Origin of the sequence: Azospirillum sp. (genome assembly GCF_035628975.1) — a bacterium.
Lineage (GTDB): Bacteria > Pseudomonadota > Alphaproteobacteria > Azospirillales > Azospirillaceae > Azospirillum.
On sequence record NZ_DASPIS010000081.1, the window covers coordinates 1 to 17,560 of the forward strand.

Annotated in this window: 15 protein-coding genes and 1 pseudogene; 9 read left to right on the forward strand and 7 right to left on the reverse strand. The window is 69.3% G+C overall.

Annotation, left to right across the window (positions count from 1 at the left end):
• The 3 genes and pseudogenes from VD964_RS17280 to uvrC form a co-directional block, all read left to right on the forward strand.
• Nucleotides 1-135: pseudogene (locus tag VD964_RS17280) on the forward strand (ISAs1 family transposase); the annotation flags it as partial.
• A 111-nt stretch (nucleotides 136-246) separates the two neighbouring features.
• Entirely contained in the window at nucleotides 247-1,302 is a 1,056-nt protein-coding gene (locus VD964_RS17285; protein WP_324869749.1) for a GMP reductase, read from the forward strand.
• A 124-nt stretch (nucleotides 1,303-1,426) separates the two neighbouring features.
• A complete protein-coding gene (gene uvrC / locus VD964_RS17290; RefSeq protein ID WP_324869750.1) occupies nucleotides 1,427-3,301 on the forward strand; it encodes an excinuclease ABC subunit UvrC in 1,875 nt (624 codons plus the stop codon).
• 4 nt (nucleotides 3,302-3,305) lie between these two features.
• Here the strand turns inward: uvrC and VD964_RS17295 are convergent, their stop codons facing one another.
• The 5 genes from VD964_RS17295 to VD964_RS17315 form a co-directional block, all read right to left on the reverse strand.
• The gene (locus tag VD964_RS17295; RefSeq protein ID WP_324869751.1) at nucleotides 3,306-4,508 is read right to left on the reverse strand and encodes a hypothetical protein; all 1,203 of its coding nucleotides are present in this window, start codon (nucleotides 4,506-4,508) and stop codon (nucleotides 3,306-3,308) included.
• Nucleotides 4,509-4,849: 341 nt separating this feature from the next.
• Entirely contained in the window at nucleotides 4,850-5,320 is a 471-nt protein-coding gene (locus tag VD964_RS17300; protein WP_324869752.1) for a hemerythrin domain-containing protein, read from the reverse strand.
• Between the two features lie 129 nt (nucleotides 5,321-5,449).
• Complete coding sequence (locus tag VD964_RS17305) at nucleotides 5,450-5,710, reverse strand: hypothetical protein (RefSeq protein WP_324869753.1); 261 nt, start codon at nucleotides 5,708-5,710, stop codon at nucleotides 5,450-5,452.
• 149 nt (nucleotides 5,711-5,859) lie between these two features.
• On the reverse strand, nucleotides 5,860-6,726 hold the full coding sequence (locus VD964_RS17310) for a universal stress protein (protein ID WP_324869754.1): 867 nt from the start codon (nucleotides 6,724-6,726) through the stop codon (nucleotides 5,860-5,862).
• 179 nt (nucleotides 6,727-6,905) lie between these two features.
• Nucleotides 6,906-8,483, reverse strand: coding sequence for an AAA family ATPase (locus VD964_RS17315; protein WP_324869755.1), 1,578 nt, complete (start codon nucleotides 8,481-8,483; stop codon nucleotides 6,906-6,908).
• Between the two features lie 176 nt (nucleotides 8,484-8,659).
• Here VD964_RS17315 and VD964_RS17320 point away from each other — a divergent pair, with 176 nt between their 5' ends.
• From VD964_RS17320 to VD964_RS17335, 4 genes are all read left to right on the forward strand, one after another.
• A complete protein-coding gene (locus tag VD964_RS17320; protein ID WP_324869756.1) occupies nucleotides 8,660-9,319 on the forward strand; it encodes a hypothetical protein in 660 nt (219 codons plus the stop codon).
• Between the two features lie 135 nt (nucleotides 9,320-9,454).
• On the forward strand, nucleotides 9,455-10,000 hold the full coding sequence (locus VD964_RS17325; protein ID WP_324869757.1) for a DUF2934 domain-containing protein: 546 nt from the start codon (nucleotides 9,455-9,457) through the stop codon (nucleotides 9,998-10,000).
• A 124-nt stretch (nucleotides 10,001-10,124) separates the two neighbouring features.
• Nucleotides 10,125-11,063, forward strand: a complete 939-nt coding sequence (locus VD964_RS17330) for a DMT family transporter (RefSeq protein WP_324869758.1) — start codon at nucleotides 10,125-10,127, stop codon at nucleotides 11,061-11,063.
• 193 nt (nucleotides 11,064-11,256) lie between these two features.
• Complete coding sequence (locus VD964_RS17335; RefSeq protein ID WP_324869759.1) at nucleotides 11,257-13,986, forward strand: TIGR02302 family protein; 2,730 nt, start codon at nucleotides 11,257-11,259, stop codon at nucleotides 13,984-13,986.
• A 27-nt stretch (nucleotides 13,987-14,013) separates the two neighbouring features.
• Here VD964_RS17335 and gloB read toward each other — a convergent pair whose 3' ends face one another.
• Complete coding sequence (gloB, locus tag VD964_RS17340; RefSeq protein WP_324869760.1) at nucleotides 14,014-14,781, reverse strand: hydroxyacylglutathione hydrolase; 768 nt, start codon at nucleotides 14,779-14,781, stop codon at nucleotides 14,014-14,016.
• Between the two features lie 54 nt (nucleotides 14,782-14,835).
• Here gloB and VD964_RS17345 point away from each other — a divergent pair, with 54 nt between their 5' ends.
• On the forward strand, nucleotides 14,836-15,645 hold the full coding sequence (locus tag VD964_RS17345; protein WP_324869761.1) for a methyltransferase domain-containing protein: 810 nt from the start codon (nucleotides 14,836-14,838) through the stop codon (nucleotides 15,643-15,645).
• Here VD964_RS17345 and VD964_RS17350 read toward each other — a convergent pair.
• A complete protein-coding gene (locus tag VD964_RS17350) occupies nucleotides 15,630-16,856 on the reverse strand; it encodes a methyl-accepting chemotaxis protein (protein ID WP_324869762.1) in 1,227 nt (408 codons plus the stop codon). The two genes, VD964_RS17345 and VD964_RS17350, sit on opposite strands and share 16 nt — an antisense overlap.
• A gap of 128 nt (nucleotides 16,857-16,984) precedes the next feature.
• Here VD964_RS17350 and VD964_RS17355 point away from each other — a divergent pair, with 128 nt between their 5' ends.
• Complete coding sequence (locus tag VD964_RS17355) at nucleotides 16,985-17,545, forward strand: RBBP9/YdeN family alpha/beta hydrolase (RefSeq protein WP_324869763.1); 561 nt, start codon at nucleotides 16,985-16,987, stop codon at nucleotides 17,543-17,545.
• Nucleotides 17,546-17,560: the final 15 nt, after the last annotated feature.

The window sequence follows — 17,560 nt, forward strand, 5'->3', positions numbered from 1 at the left end:
AACCTCGCCACACTGCGCAAGATCGCCCTCAACGTCTTAAACCGAGCACGCCCAGACGTCTCCATCCGACGCAAGCGCAAACGCTCAGGATGGTCCGACGATTTCGCCAGATCAATCCTCGGCCAAATGCGATGACCCTGCCTGCGGCCCCGATGCTGCTTGCCGAACCGGGACATCGCCTCCACTCTGTGATGTTGGGTCATGTGAAAGCGGTTGGCCCGGCAAACAGATATCAGCAGGTGTGCGGTGATCATCGAAAGCGACCTCAAGCTCGACTTCAAGGATGTGCTGATCCGGCCGAAACGCAGCACGCTGCAGAGCCGCAACGACGTGGACGTAAACCGGACCTTCACCTTCCTGCACACCCAACGCGACTGGACCGGCTTCCCGCTGATCGCCGCCAACATGGACGTCACCGGCAGCATGGGCATGGCGCGTGCGCTGTCGCGCTTCGGCGCCATGACCGCCCTGCACAAGCATTACAAGGCCGACGAATTGGCCGCCTTCTTCCGGGAGGAGGCCGAGTCCGCCACCCTGTCCAACGTCTTCTATTCGATGGGCATCGCCGACGCCGACCATGACAAGTTCCAGGCGGTCAAGGCCAAGGCGCCGGTGGGGAAGATCTGCCTGGACGTCGCCAACGGCTACACCGAGCGCTTCGTCGAAGTGATCGCCCGCCTGCGCGAGGAGAACCCGGACACCGTCATCATGGCCGGCAACGTCGTCACCGGCGACATGACGGAGGCGCTGCTGCTGGCCGGCGCCGACATCGTCAAGGTCGGCATCGGGCCGGGGTCGGTCTGCACCACCCGCAAGATGACCGGCGTCGGCTATCCCCAGCTGTCGGCCATCATCGAATGCGCCGACGCGGCGCACGGGCTGAAGGGGCAGGTCTGCGGCGACGGCGGCTGCACGGTGCCGGGCGACATCTCCAAGGCCTATGGCGCCGGCGCCGATTTCGTCATGCTCGGCGGCATGCTGGCCGGCCATGACGAGTGCGAAGGCGAGATCCGCTACGAGGACCGCGACGGCAACCGCGTGCCCGTCGCCATGACCTTCTACGGCATGTCGTCGGACACGGCGATGCACAAATATTCCGGCGGCGTCGCCTCCTACCGCGCCTCGGAAGGCAAGACGGTGGATGTCCCCTACCGCGGCCCGGTGGAGAACACGATGCAGGAGATCATGGGCGGCGTGCGCAGCATGATGACCTACATCGGCGCCACCCGGCTGAAGGAGGTGCCGAAACGCACCACCTTCGTCCGCGTCGGCGCCCAGCTGAACACCGTGTTCGGCGGCTGATTCGCGCCGGTGCCGCATGGCTGATCCCTGCCGGACACGTCGTCCGATTCTTGTCTCTTGGTCCCGTTCCGTTCTACTGCTTGGGTGAGCGGCGAATCGGATCTTTGCAGGAACGAGAGTGCTAATGGACGGGGTGCCCGGCAGCGGAGCGGACGTCATCCGCGCCCAGTTGCCGACCCTTCCGGACACGCCCGGCGTCTATCGGATGCTGGCGGCCGACGGGTCGGTCCTTTATGTCGGCAAGGCGAAGAACCTGAAGCGGCGGGTGGCCAGCTACACCCGGACCGACGGGCTGCCCAACCGCACCCGGCGGATGGTGTCGCTGACCCGCGCCATGGAGTTCGTCACCACCCATACCGAGGCCGAGGCGCTTCTGCTGGAAGCGAACCTGATCCGCAGCCTGCTGCCGCCCTTCAACATCCTGGTGAAGGACGACCGGTCCTTCTCGTACATCGTCATCGGGAAAGGTCATGACTTCCCCCGCCTCATGCAGCATCGCGGCAGCGCCGAACGCCGCGGCACATCGGGCAAGGGCAACCGCCGGGATTCCGACCTGTTCGGTCCCTATGCCTCGCCGCATCTGGTCGGCATGACCATTGCCGCCCTGCAACGCGCCTTCCTGCTGCGGACCTGCGACGACGGCGTGTTCGCCTCGCGCACCCGCCCCTGTTTGCAGCACCAGATCAAGCGCTGCTCCGCCCCCTGCGTCGGGCGCGTCGACGAAGACGAATACGCCGCCCAGGTCCAGGGCGTGCGCGACGTGCTGTCCGGCCGCAGTGCGGAGGTGCAGGCGGAATTCGCCCGCCACATGACCGACTGTTCCGACCGGCTGGAATATGAGGACGCCGCCCGCTGGCGCGACCGCATCCGCGCCCTGACCGCGCTGCAAAGCCGCCAGGACATCAATCTGGAGGACACGCTGGGCGACGCCGACGTTCTGGCCCTGCACCGCGAGGGCGGTGCGGCTTGCGTCCAGGCCTTCTTCTTCCGCGGCGGCCGCAATCAGGGCACCCGTGCCTTCTTCCCCCGCATCGACGCGGAGGAGGAGCCCGGCGACATCCTGGCCGCCTTCGCCGCCCAACTCTATGCCGATACCCCGCCGCCGGCCCTGCTGCTGCTGAGCGACCCGGTCGAGTCACCGGAGTTGCTGGCGGATGCCCTGAGCCTGTCGGCCGGCCACCGCGTCGCCGTGGAATGCCCGAAGCGCGGGCCGAAGCGCCGCGCGGTCGAACACGCGCAGACCAACGCCCGCGACGCTCTCGGGCGCCGGCTGGCCGAGCGGTCCACCCAGGCAACGCTGCTGGAGGGGGTGGCGCGCGTCTTCGGCCTGCCCGCCGCCCCGCGTCGCATCGAGATCTACGACACCTCCCACATCCAGGGAGCCTTCCCGGTCGGCGCCATGGTGGTGGCGGGACCGGAGGGGTTCCAGCGCAACGCCTACCGCCGCTTCTACATCCGCGATCCCGAGGCGGCAGGCGACGATTACGCCATGCTGCGCGAGACCTTCACCCGCCGCTTCCACCGCAGCAGCGAGGCCGGCCGCGATTCCGGGCAATGGCCCGACCTCGTCCTGATCGACGGCGGGCTGGGGCAGTTGAACGCGGTGAAGGACGAGCTGGCGATGCTGCAGATCACCGACATCCCGCTGGTCGCCATAGCCAAGGGGCCGGACCGCAATGCCGGGCGCGAGCGCTTCTTCCGCCCCGGCCAGCCGCCGCTGACGCTGGCGCCCAACGACCCGGTGCTGCATTTCCTGCAACGCCTGCGCGACGAGGCCCACCGAACCGCCATCGACAGCCATCGCGCCCGCCGCATGAAGGCGATGTCGCACAGCCGGATCGACGGCATCCCCGGTATCGGACCGACCCGCAAGAAGGCGCTGCTCCACCATTTCGGCAGCGCCACCGCCGTTGCCTCCGCGGGCCTGAAGGATCTGGAGGCCGCCCCGGGCATCAGCGCTGCCATAGCGCGAAAGCTCTACGAGCATTTCCACGGATAGACGGTTACGGCACCGTCTTCCCCGTGAATGGGTTCCAGCCCAGCGCCGCCAGCGCCGCCCAGGCGGTGGCGCCCAGATGCGGGCGGCGGTAATAGAGGAAGTCGTCGGTCTTGCTGTCCGGCCCGATGGCAAGGCCGGTCGACAGCACCTGCGGCCGGGTGGCGTAGAGATAGCCGCCGGGGCTGATCTCCTTCAGCAATTCGCCGAACAGCCGGTCGGCATCGCCGCGGCGGCCGACGACGCGGTAGGCGAGTGCAGCCTGCGCCGTGCCCTCCACCCACATGCCGTCGCGATCGTCGTTGAAATCGAAACCGCCGTCGGCGCCATGGGCGCGCTCGGCATAGGACAGCGCGGCGCGCCAGGGCTCCGGCGCCTTCGGCAACATCAGCGGCCAGAGCTGGGCGTCGAGGCCGGAGGTGGAGGTGCTGACCGTCACACCGTCCGGCCCGGTGCCGATCGGGAAATGGTCGCCGCCGGCCGTCCACAGCGTGTCGAGGAAGGCGCGCGCCTCGCGCTCCGGACCGGCAAAATCGTCCCCCGGATCTCTGGCCAGCCGGCCGAACAGGGCGGCGAGGTCGGTGTTGTGCTCCGTCGATTTCCAGGTCAGCGGCTGCGGCGCGTCGTCGAAGCCCTGAAGCCCGCCGTTGAAGCCGCCGGGGCCGCGCGGGTCGCGGGTATGCTCGACCACCCAGCGCGCCAGCTCGGCCGCACCGTCGCGAAAGCGCTTTTCGCCGGTCGAGTCCGCCAGGGTGAGCAGAGCCAGCCCGGCCCAGGCGACGTTGCCGGTTGCGGTGCCGACCTGATAGGGGTCCTCGCCCCAATGGTTGCCGACGGCATCCCACCAGCCGTTGGGCGGAATCGGCCGCTGCTTCTGCGCGCCCGCCCGGTAGGTGTTGCGCAGCCGTCCCTTCCAGCCGGCGCGGTCGAGCGACACCGCGTCCAGCAGCGCTTCGCCGATGCGCAAGGCACGGTCCTGCCGGCCGCAGGCGGTCAGCGCCATGATCGCCAGCGCGTTGTCGTAGGTGAAGGCGGCGTTTGAGAGCGCCGGCTCCGAGGTGGGGCCGGGGGCGTAGGAGTTGTCGTAGCTGCGCAGGAACAGCGGCCCGCGCCCCGACACCTCATCCACGCGGGACGCAAGCGTGGCGCAGGTCTTCTGGGCCAGTTCCTTCGCCGGCGGGACGGGAGCGGCGGAGGCCGGAAGGGTCATGACGGCGGAAATCCCGAAGACGACCGCCGCCAGCGCGGCGCCGCGAAACCGTCCGGTCCGCTGCGGGAGCACTCGCTTGACGCAGATACGCTTTGACATCGACACCGCCGGCCAGTTTCAGAAAGGTCCAGATATGGCCCCTTTACCGACCGGCGGCAACCGAACGGGACGGCGTAAACTCCCCCTTTCCCACCCCCAAGTCCCCTCTCCCCCCCGGGGAGAGGGTTAGGGTGAGGGGGTGCCGCGGCGAGGATTCTTGGGATAGCCACGCCGTGCGTCCCCCTCACCCCGACCCTCTCCCCAGGGGGGAGAGGGGGAAATGCACGACCTCAAAGCCCCCCTTACAGCGGCGCCAGCCCGGCCATGATGTGCTGCTTGCGGTCGGCGTAGACGCTGCCCAACTCGGCGGCGCGGGTGTCGTCGAGGACGTCCTTGGCCTCCTCGAACAGCTCCTCCTCCTCTTCGTCCAAGTGGTGGCGGACCAGTTCGCCCAGCACCTGGAGCTTTTCCTTCCAGCCGCTGTCGCTGGTCTTCATCGCGTTCAGTTCGTCCAGCAGGCCGTTGATCAGATGATGCTCGTTCAGCCCCTCGATGGTTTCCGACTTCGCCTCCTTGGCCTTCTTCAGCGAGGCGTAGAACACGCCCTCCTCGACCTTGGAGTGGGCCCACAGTTCGCGCTGCAGATCCTCGAACACGGCGCGGCCGCTGCCGTTGGCCTTCTCGGTCTGATCGAGAAGGCTGCGGATGGTGTCGTGATCGGTCTTGATGCGGGCGAAGATGTCGGCCTGGGTACCGGTGGTCTTGCTGGCCATCGTCGGGGTCCTTGGCAATTGTCGGGGGCGACCGCTGAAGAGCAATCGCGAAAAAGCTTGCCAATAGAACCCCGCCGCGGCCGGACTGTTCCCGGCGGCCGGCACCGCCCTTTCAGCCCTGCGGCCCTTTCAGCCCTGCGGATGCGTGTCCACGAATTCCCGCAGGGTGTGCATCAGCTCCACCGCATGGGCGACCTGCCCGTGGGCACAGGCCTCCGCGATGTCGTCGGCGATGATATGGGCGATGCGGTCGGGCCCGCCGGGGCAGTGGGCAAGGCAATGGCCCATCTCCACCGCCAGCATTTCCGGCAGATGTTCGTGTTCGGCGATCGCGTCGATCTCGGCTTCGGTGAGATCGCTCAGCGCGATGCAGTCCTTGATCGTCAACATGGCGCGTTCCTCCCAGGAACGGCCGGGCCTCCCTGCGGACAGGGGCGGATCGGTTCGGCTGGAACGCCCGCCTTGAAACGGCCGTCGCCGCAGGGCATCCCCGCCCGAATGGGCGGCGGGGATGCCGCGCGGCCGAAGGCCGGCAAAGATCAGTGAGCCATCAGAACCGGCAGCCCGGCGTGGTTCAGCACGTAGCGCGTGACACCGCCCAGGATCATTTCCCGCATCCGGCTGTGGCCATAGCCGCCCATAACAAGCAGGTCGGCGCCCAGCTCCACGGCTTTCTTGGTGACCGTCTCCCCAACGGGTTCCGATCCCGGATGCAATATAGTTAACTCAGGGTTAACGCCCTGCCAAGCGAGATAATCGGTGATGCGGCGTCCTGTCGCGGCCTCCGTCACCGAGGTCTCGGCGGTCAGCACAACCGCGCGCTCGGCGCTGCGCAGGAAGGGCAGTGCCGCGGCGACGGCGCGGGTCGCCTCCGCCTTGCCGTTCCAGGCGACGGCGACGGTGCGGCCGATCTCCGCCGGCAGATCCTTCGGCACCAGCAGCACCGGCCGGGCGGAGCCCAGCAGCGCCGTTTCCATGGTGGTGTAGCCCTGGGTGTCGGCCTCGATGGAGGTGTGGGCGCAGACGATCAGGTCGGACAGGCGGCCTTCCATCGGCACCACATCCTCAACCCGCCCGACGACCTCGCGCCAGGCGGCGGACGGTGCCTCCACCCCGCCGGGGACGTCGCGCAGCTCGATCCCGGCTTCGGCGATCACCGTGTCGAAATGCCGGCGGGCGGCGACGCGATGGTTGTTCGACTCCGACTCCGCCGCGCGCATGATCTCGTCCACCATGGCGCCGGACATGCCTTCGCCCAGCATCGGCACGGCATCGCGCGGGTCGAGGCGCACGAACAGGGCGACGATATGCGCGTCGAAATCCTTCGCAACCGCGACCGCACCTTTGAGGGCCACCGGATCGTTGTCACTGCCGCACAGCGGCACAAGGATGGTCTTGTAGGTCATGGACTCCTCCCGGACCGGTTCGAGCGGCCCTTCCCGGACGGCTCCGGTCCGCCCGCCGATGCGGCGGGCATTCACCGTGCCGTCGTTCGCCCCATCATCATAGCGGTATGGTCGCAACGGTCCACGGCCTGGGGCGGAGCCGTCGACTTTCGACCCTTAACATGTTGTCCGTCCTGGAATTAGGCCAAGCTTGCACGGGCGTCGTCCAGCACATCCGCTGCAACCCTGCCAGCATCCAGGCGCGTCCAATCGATTGTACCCAAATCATAGCTTTCCTGCCGTTCCACCACGTCGGCGGTGGCGTCGGACGCGTCATTGCGACGATTGGCCACACGCTCCACCCGCGCGTTCAAGGGCGCCTCCAGCCAGATCCCGTCGAATCGCACGCCGGCATCGGCGGTCAGCACGGCGAGGCGGCGGCGTTCGTCCGGCCGGGCGCTGACCGCGTCGACCACCACCGCATGCCCGGCGGCCAACACGGCGGCGGCCCGCCGGTACAGTTCGGCATAGACCCGCTCCGTCACGGGCACGGCATAGCCGTCCTCCGGCAGCCGGTCGGTGTCGGCCACGCCGCACAGCCGCTTGCGCAGCACGTCCGTACGCAGGACCACCGCGCCGGGTGTTGGCCCCAGGCCGGGGGCGAGCCCTTCGGCAAGGCGGGTCTTGCCGGTGCCGGACAGGCCGCCGACCGCGACCAGCCGCGCCGGTGGCGGATCGAGCGCCGCCAGCGCATGGTCCAGATAGCGCCTCGCCTCCTCCGCCAGACCGGAAGCGGTTCCGTCCAGCCGCAGTGCCGCCGCCAGCACCTTTGCCCGCACCGCGGCGCGGAGCGACAGGAACAGCGGCAGCGCCGCCAGCCCGCCGTAATCCTCCGTCTCCTCCAGATAACGGTTCAGCACCACAGTGCCGAGCGGCCGCAGCCCCCGGTGGTCGAGATCCATCAAGAGGAAGGCGAGGTCGTAGAAGACGTCGGCGACCGCCAGCGCATCGTCGAACTCGATGGCGTCGAAGAGCGTCGGCTCGCCGTCCAGCAGGACGATGTTGCGCAGATGCAGGTCGCCATGCCCGTGCCGGACGAGGCCGGTCCGCCGCCTCTCCTCCAGCAGCGGCGCCAGCCGGTCGAGCGCCGCCGCGGTGCGCTCCGCCAGCCGTGCCACCATGGCTTCGGGGAACAGGTCGGGAGCGGCGCGCAGATCCTCCAGATTGCCGTCCGCGACCGCCCGCATCGCCTCTGCGCCGCCGCCATCGGGCCTGGGGTCGGCCTCGCCATGGAAGGCGGCGATCCGTTCGGCCAGCCGGCGCATCAGGTCAGGGGTCAGCCGGTGCCGCTCCGCCATGCGGTCGAACAGCGCGTCGTCCGGAAAGCGCGTCATCGACACCAGCCAATCGACGGCTTCTCCCGGGCCGTCGCCGGCATCCAGGAACAGCCGTCCGTCGGCGCCGCGGCGGAGTGCCGCCACGTCGCGATAGAGCGCAGGCGCGGTGCGGCGGTTGATCGCCAGTTCCGCCAGGCAGGCGGCGTGGCGCTTCTCCACCGTCGAATAGTCCAGATAGGGATAGCGCACCGCGCGCTTCAGCTTCAGCGCGCGGTCGCCAGCCAGGAAAACCAGGGCGGCATGGGTGTCGATCCGCTCCACCGCCTGACCGCCATGGCTGTGCGGATCGCTCAGGAAGGCGATCGCCTCTTCCTGCTGGCCCTCCTGCTGGCTGGGGCCCTGCGGCGGGCCCGGACTTCGATCGACGGGATGCGCGGTCATGACGTGATGGTAACAGAGCAGCGCCCCGCCCCGCTCCTGCTTTCATGGTTGAAACGCCGATGCCAATCACGACATCCTAGGGGTAGCGCCGATACACCATGGGACGACGGCCACGCCCCATCGTTATAGTGGCCGAGAACGCTTGCTTGGAGCCGACGCGTCACCGGAGGGTGCCCGTGAACCGCCTGTTCAGCCACCTGACGCACAGCACACCCGCCGCGGCGCGGGCCGGCCTGATCGCCGGTGCGCTCGCCGGCATCCTTACGTGCACCCTTGCGGCACCGGCAGCGGCACAGGCGATCGACGCCGACGGGCGATTCGGCAATTGGGCGCTGGGCGGCCTCGCCTACAGCCTGCAGCCGCCGGCCGAAAGCAGCCTCACCGTCCTCAACAGCAAGATGCGGATCGGCGCCTCGCTGATCCCGCAGATCGAAGGCTACGCCAACGTGCAGCCCTGGATCGGGCCGGGCACCGGAAGCAGCCTGACCCCGCGCGGCGCCGTGACCGGGCTGACCGGCGGGCTGCCCGGCACGGGAAGCGCCGGTGTTTCCGGCGGACTGGCCGGCATCATGGGCGGCGTCCTGATCGACGTGCCGCTCGGCTCCTTCGTCTTCACCCCCAGCGTCGGCGCCGGCACCTTGCCCACCGTGCGGCGGGAGGGCGCGCCCACAACGGAATTCCGCTCGCAGCTGGAACTGGGGTACCAATTCGACAACAACTCCCGCTTCAGCCTGGGCTACAGCCGTATCGTCAACGATGCCGCCGCAGGGGATCCGGCGGCGGGCACCAACAACGTCTTCGGCTTTTATTACCGTTTGCCTTTCGGCGGTCCCTGACCCTGCCGGCACGACAGGACATCGTGTCGCGGCGTCTGGCGGTGGGAAAACGCGCGCGGCGGTAGCGTCTTAACTGCATTTTAAACATGGTCGGCTCAAGTGGACGCGGACCGAACGCTCCCCGGGGAACCCACCATGGCCACCAAGCGCAAGACCGCCGCCTCCGCTGCTCCCGCAACCGCTCCTTCCGCTGCCGCGCCCGTCTTCGAAGCGCCGGTGGAAAGCTGGGCCGACATCATCCTGCGGACCAACTTCGCGTCGGTGGAACAGGACAGCATCGTCCTGCTGCAGGCGGCCAGCTGCCTTCTGGAATCGGATGCTCCGGAGAAGGTCAGCATCGCGCTGGACCAGAATCTGAAGCTGTGGATCGCGATCAAGACCGTCCTGCTGAACGACGATTGCCCGGTCGAGCCGGAGGTGAAGGCCAACCTGCGCAATCTGGCGCAGTATGTCGTCTCCACCACCATGCTGGCGACCCAGGGCGCCATCGAGACGAGCAAGCTGGTCTCGCTGGCCCGCCTGAACATGAACATCGCCGAGGGCCTGCTGAGCGGCCAGCGCAACAGGATGATCCAGGAACGCGCCTATCAGATCTGGGAAGAGGAAGGCCGTCAGGAAGGGCGCGAGCAGGAGCATTGGCTGCGCGCCGAGGCCGAGATCACCGGCCTGTTCAAAGTTTAAGCTCCTCAGCCGGTTAGACGGCGGGTCGGGCGGGTTTTCGCAACGCCGCCATACCCCGTGGACATGACCGCCCGCGTCGCGACACCGTGACGCGGGCGGTTTCGCTTGGTAGGCTCGGGGCACCGTGACAGTCCCGCCGCAAACCCTCTCCAAACCGCACAAGCGCATCGACAACACCCCGCTCGGCATCGGTTCGATGCTGGCGTCGGTGCTGTTCTTCTCGCTGATGAACGTCCTGGCGAAGCTCCTGATGGACCGCTTCCCGGTGACCGAGGTGATGTTCTTCCGCAGCCTGTTCGCGCTGATCCCGGTCTGCCTGTCGATCCATCTGGGCAAGGGCTTCGCGTCCACGCTGTACACGCGCCATCCCTGGGGCCATATGGGACGGTCGCTGATCGGGCTGACCACCATGGTCGCCATGTTCTGGTCGTTCCACCTGCTGCCGCTGGGCGACGCCATCGCGCTGAACTTCGCCGCCCCGCTGTTCCTCACCGCGCTCTCCGTGCCGCTGCTCAGCGAGAAGGTCGGCATCCACCGCTGGAGCGCGGTGCTGGTGGGCTTCGCCGGCGTGCTGATCATCGTGCGGCCCAGCGGCGACGTGCTGAACCTGGGGGCCATCATCGCACTGGCCGGCGCGCTGACCAACGCGCTGGCGATGATCGCCATCCGCCAGTTGAGCCGGACGGAGCCGCCGGACACCATCGTCTTCTATTTCACCCTGCTGACCACCGTCCTCCTTGGGCTGACCCTGCCCTTTTCCTGGGTCACGCCGGAGCCGTTGGACTGGCTTCTGCTGGTGGCGACCGGCCTGCTGGGCGGCTGCGGTCAGCTGATGCTGACGCGGGCCTATTCGCTGGCGCCGGCCGCAGTGGTGGCGCCGCTGAACTACACCTCGCTCCTGCTGGCGGTCGGCTTCGGCTGGCTGATGTGGGGGGAGGTGCCGACCGGCACCATGGTGATCGGGGCCGCGGTGGTGATGGCGAGCGGCCTGTACATCCTGCATCGCGAGACCCGGCGCCGCGCCACCCCGTCCCAGCCGCTGCCGCCCGGCGACGGGGATTGAAGGCTCAACCGCCTGTTCCGGCTCTGAATTTTCGCGCCATGGTTTCGCCGCCATAGTTTCGCCACTACGCAATGATGGGCTGTACCATCGCGCCGATGGGCAAAATCCATCGTCGGCGCCTATATGATTGGCGTGCGCAGCAGTATCGGTGGGCGGCGGCGGACCGGCTGCATTTCGGCGCGGAGGGGGCGGCATGAAGCAGAACGAGCGACGCGGCGACTCCGGAGCTGGGCCGAACCGGCCTGCCGATGGCAATCCGGGGGGCGACGGCCTGAGAGAGCCGCGCTTCCGGCTGGTCCAGGCTCGCGCGGCGCTGTTATGGGAACGGCTGGGGCCGGCGCTGTGGGCGCCGCTGTCCGTGCTGGGCGCCTTTCTGGCGCTGGCCCTGCTGAATCTGCTGATCCTGCTGCCGGGCTGGCTGCATGCGCTGGCGCTGCTGGCGCTCGCCGCGGCCTTCCTGCTGTCGCTCGTCTTGGGCGTCCGGCGCTTCCGCGCCCCGGCCGAGGATGAGGCGCGACGGCGGCTGGAGCGCGACAGCGGCCTGGACCACCGTCCGCTGCACACCCTGCGTGACCGCCCGGCCGGCAACGACCCGATGGCCCAGGCCCTGTGGCGCCTGCACCAGGAGCGCGCCCGCGCCGCGATGCGCAAACTGCGCGTCGCCTGGCCTGGGACCGAGGTGCCGTCGCACGACCGCTACGCCCTGCGCGCCCTTGTGATCCTGGCGCTGGTGGTGGCCGGAGCCGCCGCCTGGGGCGATTGGCGCCCGCGGGTGGCCGCCGCCCTGACCCCGCGGCTGGACGGCGGCACCGCCATGGCCACGGCGACGCTCGATCTCTGGATCAACCCGCCCGACTATACCGGCCTGCCGCCGGTCTTCCTGAAATCCGGCTCCACCGCCACACCCGCCGGCACACCCGGCACCACGCCCCCCGGCCAGCAAGGAGCCAACAAACAGGCGCCCGGCCAGCAACCGGCCGACCAGCCGGTCCAGGTTCCGCAGGGCAGCCTCGTGCTGGCCCGCGTCACCGGCGGCAGCGGCACCCCCAGCCTGGAGGCCGGCGACCGGACCGGCCCGTTCGAGGCGGTGGATTCCACCAATTTCCAGGTGCAAAGGCCGGTGACCGGCGGCACCCGCATCTCCGTCACCCAGGGTGGCCGAACGCTCGGCTCCTGGCCGATCGAGGTGGTGCCGGACCGCGCGCCCATCGTCGCCCATGCCAGCCCGCCATCGGCTGCGGAGCGCGGCGCCCTGAAACTGGATTATGCCGCACGCGACGATTACGGCCTGACCGAGGTGAAGGCGCAAATCCGCCTCGCCCCCGCCGCTCCGCCGGCGACCGACGCCGACAGGAAAGCGGCGGAGGAGAAGGCCGACAGCGCCGAGATGCTGGAGCTTCCGCTGTCGCTGCCCGGAGTCCGCCCGAAGGAGGCGCACAGCACCGCCTTCCAGGACCTGACCGCCCACCCCTGGGCCGGCATGCCGGTGACCGTGCGCCTGACCGCCGCCGACGGCGCCGGCCAGACCGGCCGGTCGGAGGACGCGGCGATCACCCTGCCGGAACGGACCTTCAACCACCCGGTCGCCCGCGCCATCGTGAACCAGCGCAAGATCCTGACCCGCAACCCGCAGGGTTCGCGGGTGCAGGTCGCCCGCGCGCTGGCCGAGATCTCCGCCCGGCCCGGCACCTATGGCGACGACATCGTCGCCTTCCTGTCGATGCGCACCGCCATCGCCCGGCTGATGCTGGATGAAAGCGCCGAGGCCATCCCCCCGCTGCAGCAGCTGATGTGGGAAACCGCGCTGCGCATCGAGGACGGCGGCCTGTCGCTGGCCGAGAAGGACCTGCGCGACGCCGAGAAGCGGCTGTCCGAGGCGCTGGACAAGAATGCGTCGGACGAGGAGCTGAACCGCCTGATGGACGAGTTGCAGGCGGCGCTCGACAAGTTCCTGGACGCCATGGAACAGCGGATGATGGAAGCCCTGCAGCGCGGCGAGCAGCTGCCCATGGTTCCGCCGGAGATGGCCGACCAGATGACGGACCGCAACGACCTGCAGCAGATGCTCGACCAGATGCGCGAGATGGCGCAGACGGGATCGCGCGACGCCGCACGCCAGATGCTGTCCCAGCTGCAGCAGATGCTGGAGAACATGCGCTCCGGCGCCATGGCCCAGATGAACCAGCAGAACGGCCAGCAGCAGAACCAGAACTGGGAGATGATGCAGCAGCTGCAGAAGCTGGCGCAGCAGCAGCAACAGCTTCTGGACCAGAGCTTCCGCCAGTCGCAGGAATCGATGGACCAGCAGCAGCAGGGGCAGCAGGGCGAGCAGCCGCGCAACCGGCAGTCCAACCAGCGCCGCAACCAGAACGGCCAGCAGCAGAACGGCCAACAGAACAACCAACAGAATCCTGGCAGCCCGACCCTGCAGAAGCAGGCCGAACAGCAGGAGGCCCTGCGCCGCCAGCTGGGCGAGCTGATGCGCCGGATGGGTGAGCAGCAGGGCGGCGAGATCCCACAGCCGCTGGGCCGCGCCGAACGCGCCATGCGGGACGCCGCCCAGGCCCTGCAGCAGGGCGCCCCCGGCGCCGCCGTGCCGTCGCAGACCGAGGCGATGGAACAGCTTCAGCAGGGGATGCAGGGCATGGCCGAACAGATGGCCCAGCAGATGATGATGGGCCAGGGACCGGCCATGATGGGCCAGCAGGGCCAGATGCCGCGCCAGAACGGCCGTGGCCGCGACCCTCTGGGCCGCCGCCCGTCCGGTTACGGCATGCAGGACTCCAACGACGTGAAGATTCCGGAACAGTCGGAACTGCAGCGCGCCCGCGAAATCCTGGACGAACTCCGCCGCCGCTCCGGCCAGTACGGCCGCCCGCAGGAGGAACGCAATTACATCGACCGCCTGCTGAAGCAGTTCTGACCGGGAGCTGCGGCCGAACGACGGCTCCTATCCGCGGAAATGGTCCTTGCGGTGGCGGAGTTCGGTGAAGACTTCCACCGCCGGGGCGCCGGACAGGCCGATGGCGGATTGGACGCCGGGGTCGTCGGCGCGCAGGAAGGGGTTGGTCCGGCGTTCCAGGCCGATGGTGGTCGGGATGGTCGGCTGGTTCCGCTCGCGCAATGCCGCGACCTCCTCCATGCGCTGTTGCAGGGCCGGGTTGGCGGGGTCGACGGTCAGGGCGAAGCGGCCGTTGGACTGGGTGTATTCGTGGCCGCAATAGACGCGGGTCGAATCGGTCAGCGCCCGCAGGCCTTGCAGCGACTCCCACATCTGGGCCGGCGTGCCTTCGAACAGGCGTCCGCAGCCGAGCGAGAACAGGGTATCGCCGCTGAACAGAGTCTCCGCCGCCTCGAACCAGAAGGCGATGTGGCCGCTGGTGTGGCCGGGAACGGCGATGATGCGGGCGGTCTGCTCCCCGAACACCGTGCGGTCGCCGTCGCCGAGCGCCACGTCCAGGTCGGGAATGCGGTGGGCGTCGGCACGGGCGCCGATCACGGTGGCGCGGTGGCGGGCCTTCAACTCCGCCACGCCGCCGATATGGTCGTTGTGGTGGTGGGTCAGGAAGATGTGGCTCAGGGTCCAGCCGCGGCGCTCCAGCTCGGCCTGCACCGGGGCCGCGTCGCCGGGATCGACAACGCCGACCTTGCCGGATGCCGCGTCGCGCAGCACATAGATGTAATTGTCGGCGAAAGCCGGAACGAGAATGACCTCCACGGCAGCGGACTCCCTGCTGTTGCGATACGAAACCCGTGTTACGCTTGGAATACCATGTACACAGATATCGTCGATCTGAGGGAGTTCTACGAGTCCGGATTGGGCAGGACCGCCCAGCGGATGATCCGCCGGCGCATCCGCACCATCTGGCCGGACGTGCACGACCAGATCGTGCTGGGCGTCGGCTACACCACCCCGTACCTGCGTCCCTTCATGGGCGAGGCGGACAGGGTGGTCGCCGTGATGCCGGCCAGCCAGGGCGTCAGCTTCTGGCCGGCGGAGGGGCCGGGCATGGTGGCGCTGGGCGACGAGGCCGACCTGCCCTTCGGCGACAACACCATCGACCGCGTCCTGCTGGTCCATGGGCTGGAGGGCACGGAACAACTGCGGCCGATGATGCGCGAGATCTGGCGCGTGCTGGCCGGCGGCGGCCGGGTGCTGGCCGTGGTGCCGAACCGCCGCGGCCTGTGGGCACGCGCCGACTGGACGCCCTTCGGCCACGGCTTCCCCTATTCGGCCTCGCAGCTGAAGCAGGTGCTGCGCGACACCATGTTCGTGCCGGAACGCACCCGCCACGCCCTGTTCATCCCGCCGCTGCGCTCGCATTTCCTGCAAAAGACGGCGCCGGCCTGGGAAGAGGTCGGCGTCCGCTGGTTCAAGGCCTTCGCCGGGGTGACGATGATCGAGGCGTCGAAGCAGATCTTCGCCGGCGTGTCGCGCCGGGCGGCGCAGCAGCCGGTCAAGCGCCGGCTGATCGTGCCCCTGCCGGGCGGCGCGGCCCCCGCCGCGCGAAGCGGCAGCGCCCGCATCATCACCGGCCCCGGCGGCGACCCGGTGGACCGGCAGCCCTACCCGCGGACCTGACGCAGCGCGTCGGACAACCGGCTGCCCAGCCCGCTGCCCAGGCTTCCCGCCCGCGCCGCGATGGTCTGGCTCAGCGTCGCCAGCTCGTCCAGCGTGCGCGTCACCCCGCCCAGCGTCTGTTCGGCGTCGCCGATGCGCTGTTCCGCCGCCATGGCATCCTGGCGGGAGCGGTCGAGCGAGCGCGCCACCTCGGCGGTGAGCGACGCCTGTTCGTCGATGGCGGCGGCGACGGTGCCGTTGATCGCCTGGATCGAACCGATGGTGGAATGGATGCGGCCCAGCGCCTCGTCCACGGCAGCCGTCTCCTTCTGCAGGTTGGCGACCTGATCGGCGATCTGCTTGGTGGCGTCGGCGGTCTGGCGCGACAGGGCCTTCACCTCGTTGGCGACGACGGCGAAACCGCGCCCGGCCTCGCCCGCGCGGGCCGCCTCGATGGTGGCGTTGAGCGCCAGAAGGTTGGTCTGGCTGGCGATGGCGTTGATCAGCTTCACCACGCTGGCGATCTGCTCCGCCGCGGAACGCAGGGAGTTCATGACGGTGGTGGCGCGGTCGCTGTCGGACGCCGCCTCCAGGCTGATCTCCCGCGCCTTGCTGGTGTCGCCGGAGATCTGGTCGGAAGTGGAGGCCAGCCGGTCGAGCATGCCGGCGATGGCGCCGACCGACCCGTCGACGGCGCGCGCGGCACCGGCGGCATCGGCGGTCTGGCGCAGCCCCTCGGTCCCGGCGGTGCGGACGGAGGCGACCGCCGTCTCCAGCCGGCGCCCGGCATCCGCCAGATCGGCGGCCAGCCCGCCGACCTCGCGCTCCACCCGGTCGGACAGGTCGCGCATCAGGGCGACGCGGCGGCTCTCCGCCGTCTCGGCCCGCAGGGTCGCCACCGCCCACTGGCGGGCGAGGCGGGCGAAGCGGCGGGCCTGATCGGCCGGCCCGGCGACGGCCAGCGCCCCCACCCGCTCGCCGTCCAGGTCGATGGCGATGGCGTATCCCTCGCGCATCGTTCCGCCCGACTTGGCCGCCTCCTCCCGGCTGACGGCACGCTCGTCCAGCCGCCGCGCGACGATATCGGCCGCGGCCGGGTGGCCGGTGCCGATCCGCTCCCGCAGGGTGGAGGCGGCGACGGTGCCGCCCTTGCCGATGAAGGACACGACGGCGTCCAGTTCACGGCCGATGGCGTCGCAGAGATCCTGTGCGATGGTAGCGCTGATGTCCAAGGCGCTTCTCCCCTATCTTCGGTTGGTGCTTCCCGGCCCTGCCCCGCCCACCGGACGGAGAGCATTTGCCATGTTTTTGGTTATCTTCCGACACTACACGCAACATTTACAAACGAAGAGTTGAAAGAATGACGCAGCCGACCGTTCTGGTTCTTCCCGGCCTGGGCAATTCCGGACCTGGGCATTGGCAGACATGGCTGGAAGGCAGGCTGCCGGCGCTGAACCGCGTCGACCTCGGCGACTGGGACGCGCCGGAGCCGGAGCGATGGGTGGAGCGGCTCGATGCGGCGGTCCGCGCCGCAGCCCTCGCCGCACCGGGACCGGTGGTTCTGGTGGCGCACAGTCTGGCCTGCATCCTGGTCGCGCGCTGGGCGGCGACATCCGACGCAGCAAACAAGGTGGCGGCGGCCCTGCTCGTCGCCCCGCCCGACGTCGAGTCGACGGGTCGCGTGCCGGCGGTGGTCCGCCGCTTCGCGCCGGTACCGACGGATCCGCTGCCCTTCACCGCGGTGACGGTCGGCAGCCGCAACGATCCCTACTGCGCCGCCGCCCGCGCCTGCGGGTTTGCCGCTCTGTGGGGCGCCGACTTCATCGACGCCGGCGAGGTCGGCCACATCAACGACGACAGCGGCCACGGCCCCTGGCCGATGGGCGAGACCCTGCTGAGGGATCTGCTGGCGCAGCTGTGAAGCAACCCCTTGCCG

What these genes read in the sequence shown, in the direction of transcription:
- uvrC (WP_324869750.1), top strand. Translation starts at nt 1,427, where the DNA reads ATGGACGGGGTGCCCGGCAGCGGAGCGGACGTCATCCGCGCCCAGTTG.
- VD964_RS17295 (WP_324869751.1), bottom strand. Translation starts at nt 4,508, where the DNA reads ATGACCCTTCCGGCCTCCGCCGCTCCCGTCCCGCCGGCGAAGGAACTG.
- VD964_RS17300 (WP_324869752.1), bottom strand. Translation starts at nt 5,320, where the DNA reads ATGGCCAGCAAGACCACCGGTACCCAGGCCGACATCTTCGCCCGCATC.
- VD964_RS17305 (WP_324869753.1), bottom strand. Translation starts at nt 5,710, where the DNA reads ATGTTGACGATCAAGGACTGCATCGCGCTGAGCGATCTCACCGAAGCC.
- VD964_RS17310 (WP_324869754.1), bottom strand. Translation starts at nt 6,726, where the DNA reads ATGACCTACAAGACCATCCTTGTGCCGCTGTGCGGCAGTGACAACGAT.
- VD964_RS17315 (WP_324869755.1), bottom strand. Translation starts at nt 8,483, where the DNA reads ATGACCGCGCATCCCGTCGATCGAAGTCCGGGCCCGCCGCAGGGCCCC.
- VD964_RS17325 (WP_324869757.1), top strand. Translation starts at nt 9,455, where the DNA reads ATGGCCACCAAGCGCAAGACCGCCGCCTCCGCTGCTCCCGCAACCGCT.
- VD964_RS17335 (WP_324869759.1), top strand. Translation starts at nt 11,257, where the DNA reads ATGAAGCAGAACGAGCGACGCGGCGACTCCGGAGCTGGGCCGAACCGG.
- VD964_RS17345 (WP_324869761.1), top strand. Translation starts at nt 14,836, where the DNA reads ATGTACACAGATATCGTCGATCTGAGGGAGTTCTACGAGTCCGGATTG.
- VD964_RS17355 (WP_324869763.1), top strand. Translation starts at nt 16,985, where the DNA reads ATGACGCAGCCGACCGTTCTGGTTCTTCCCGGCCTGGGCAATTCCGGA.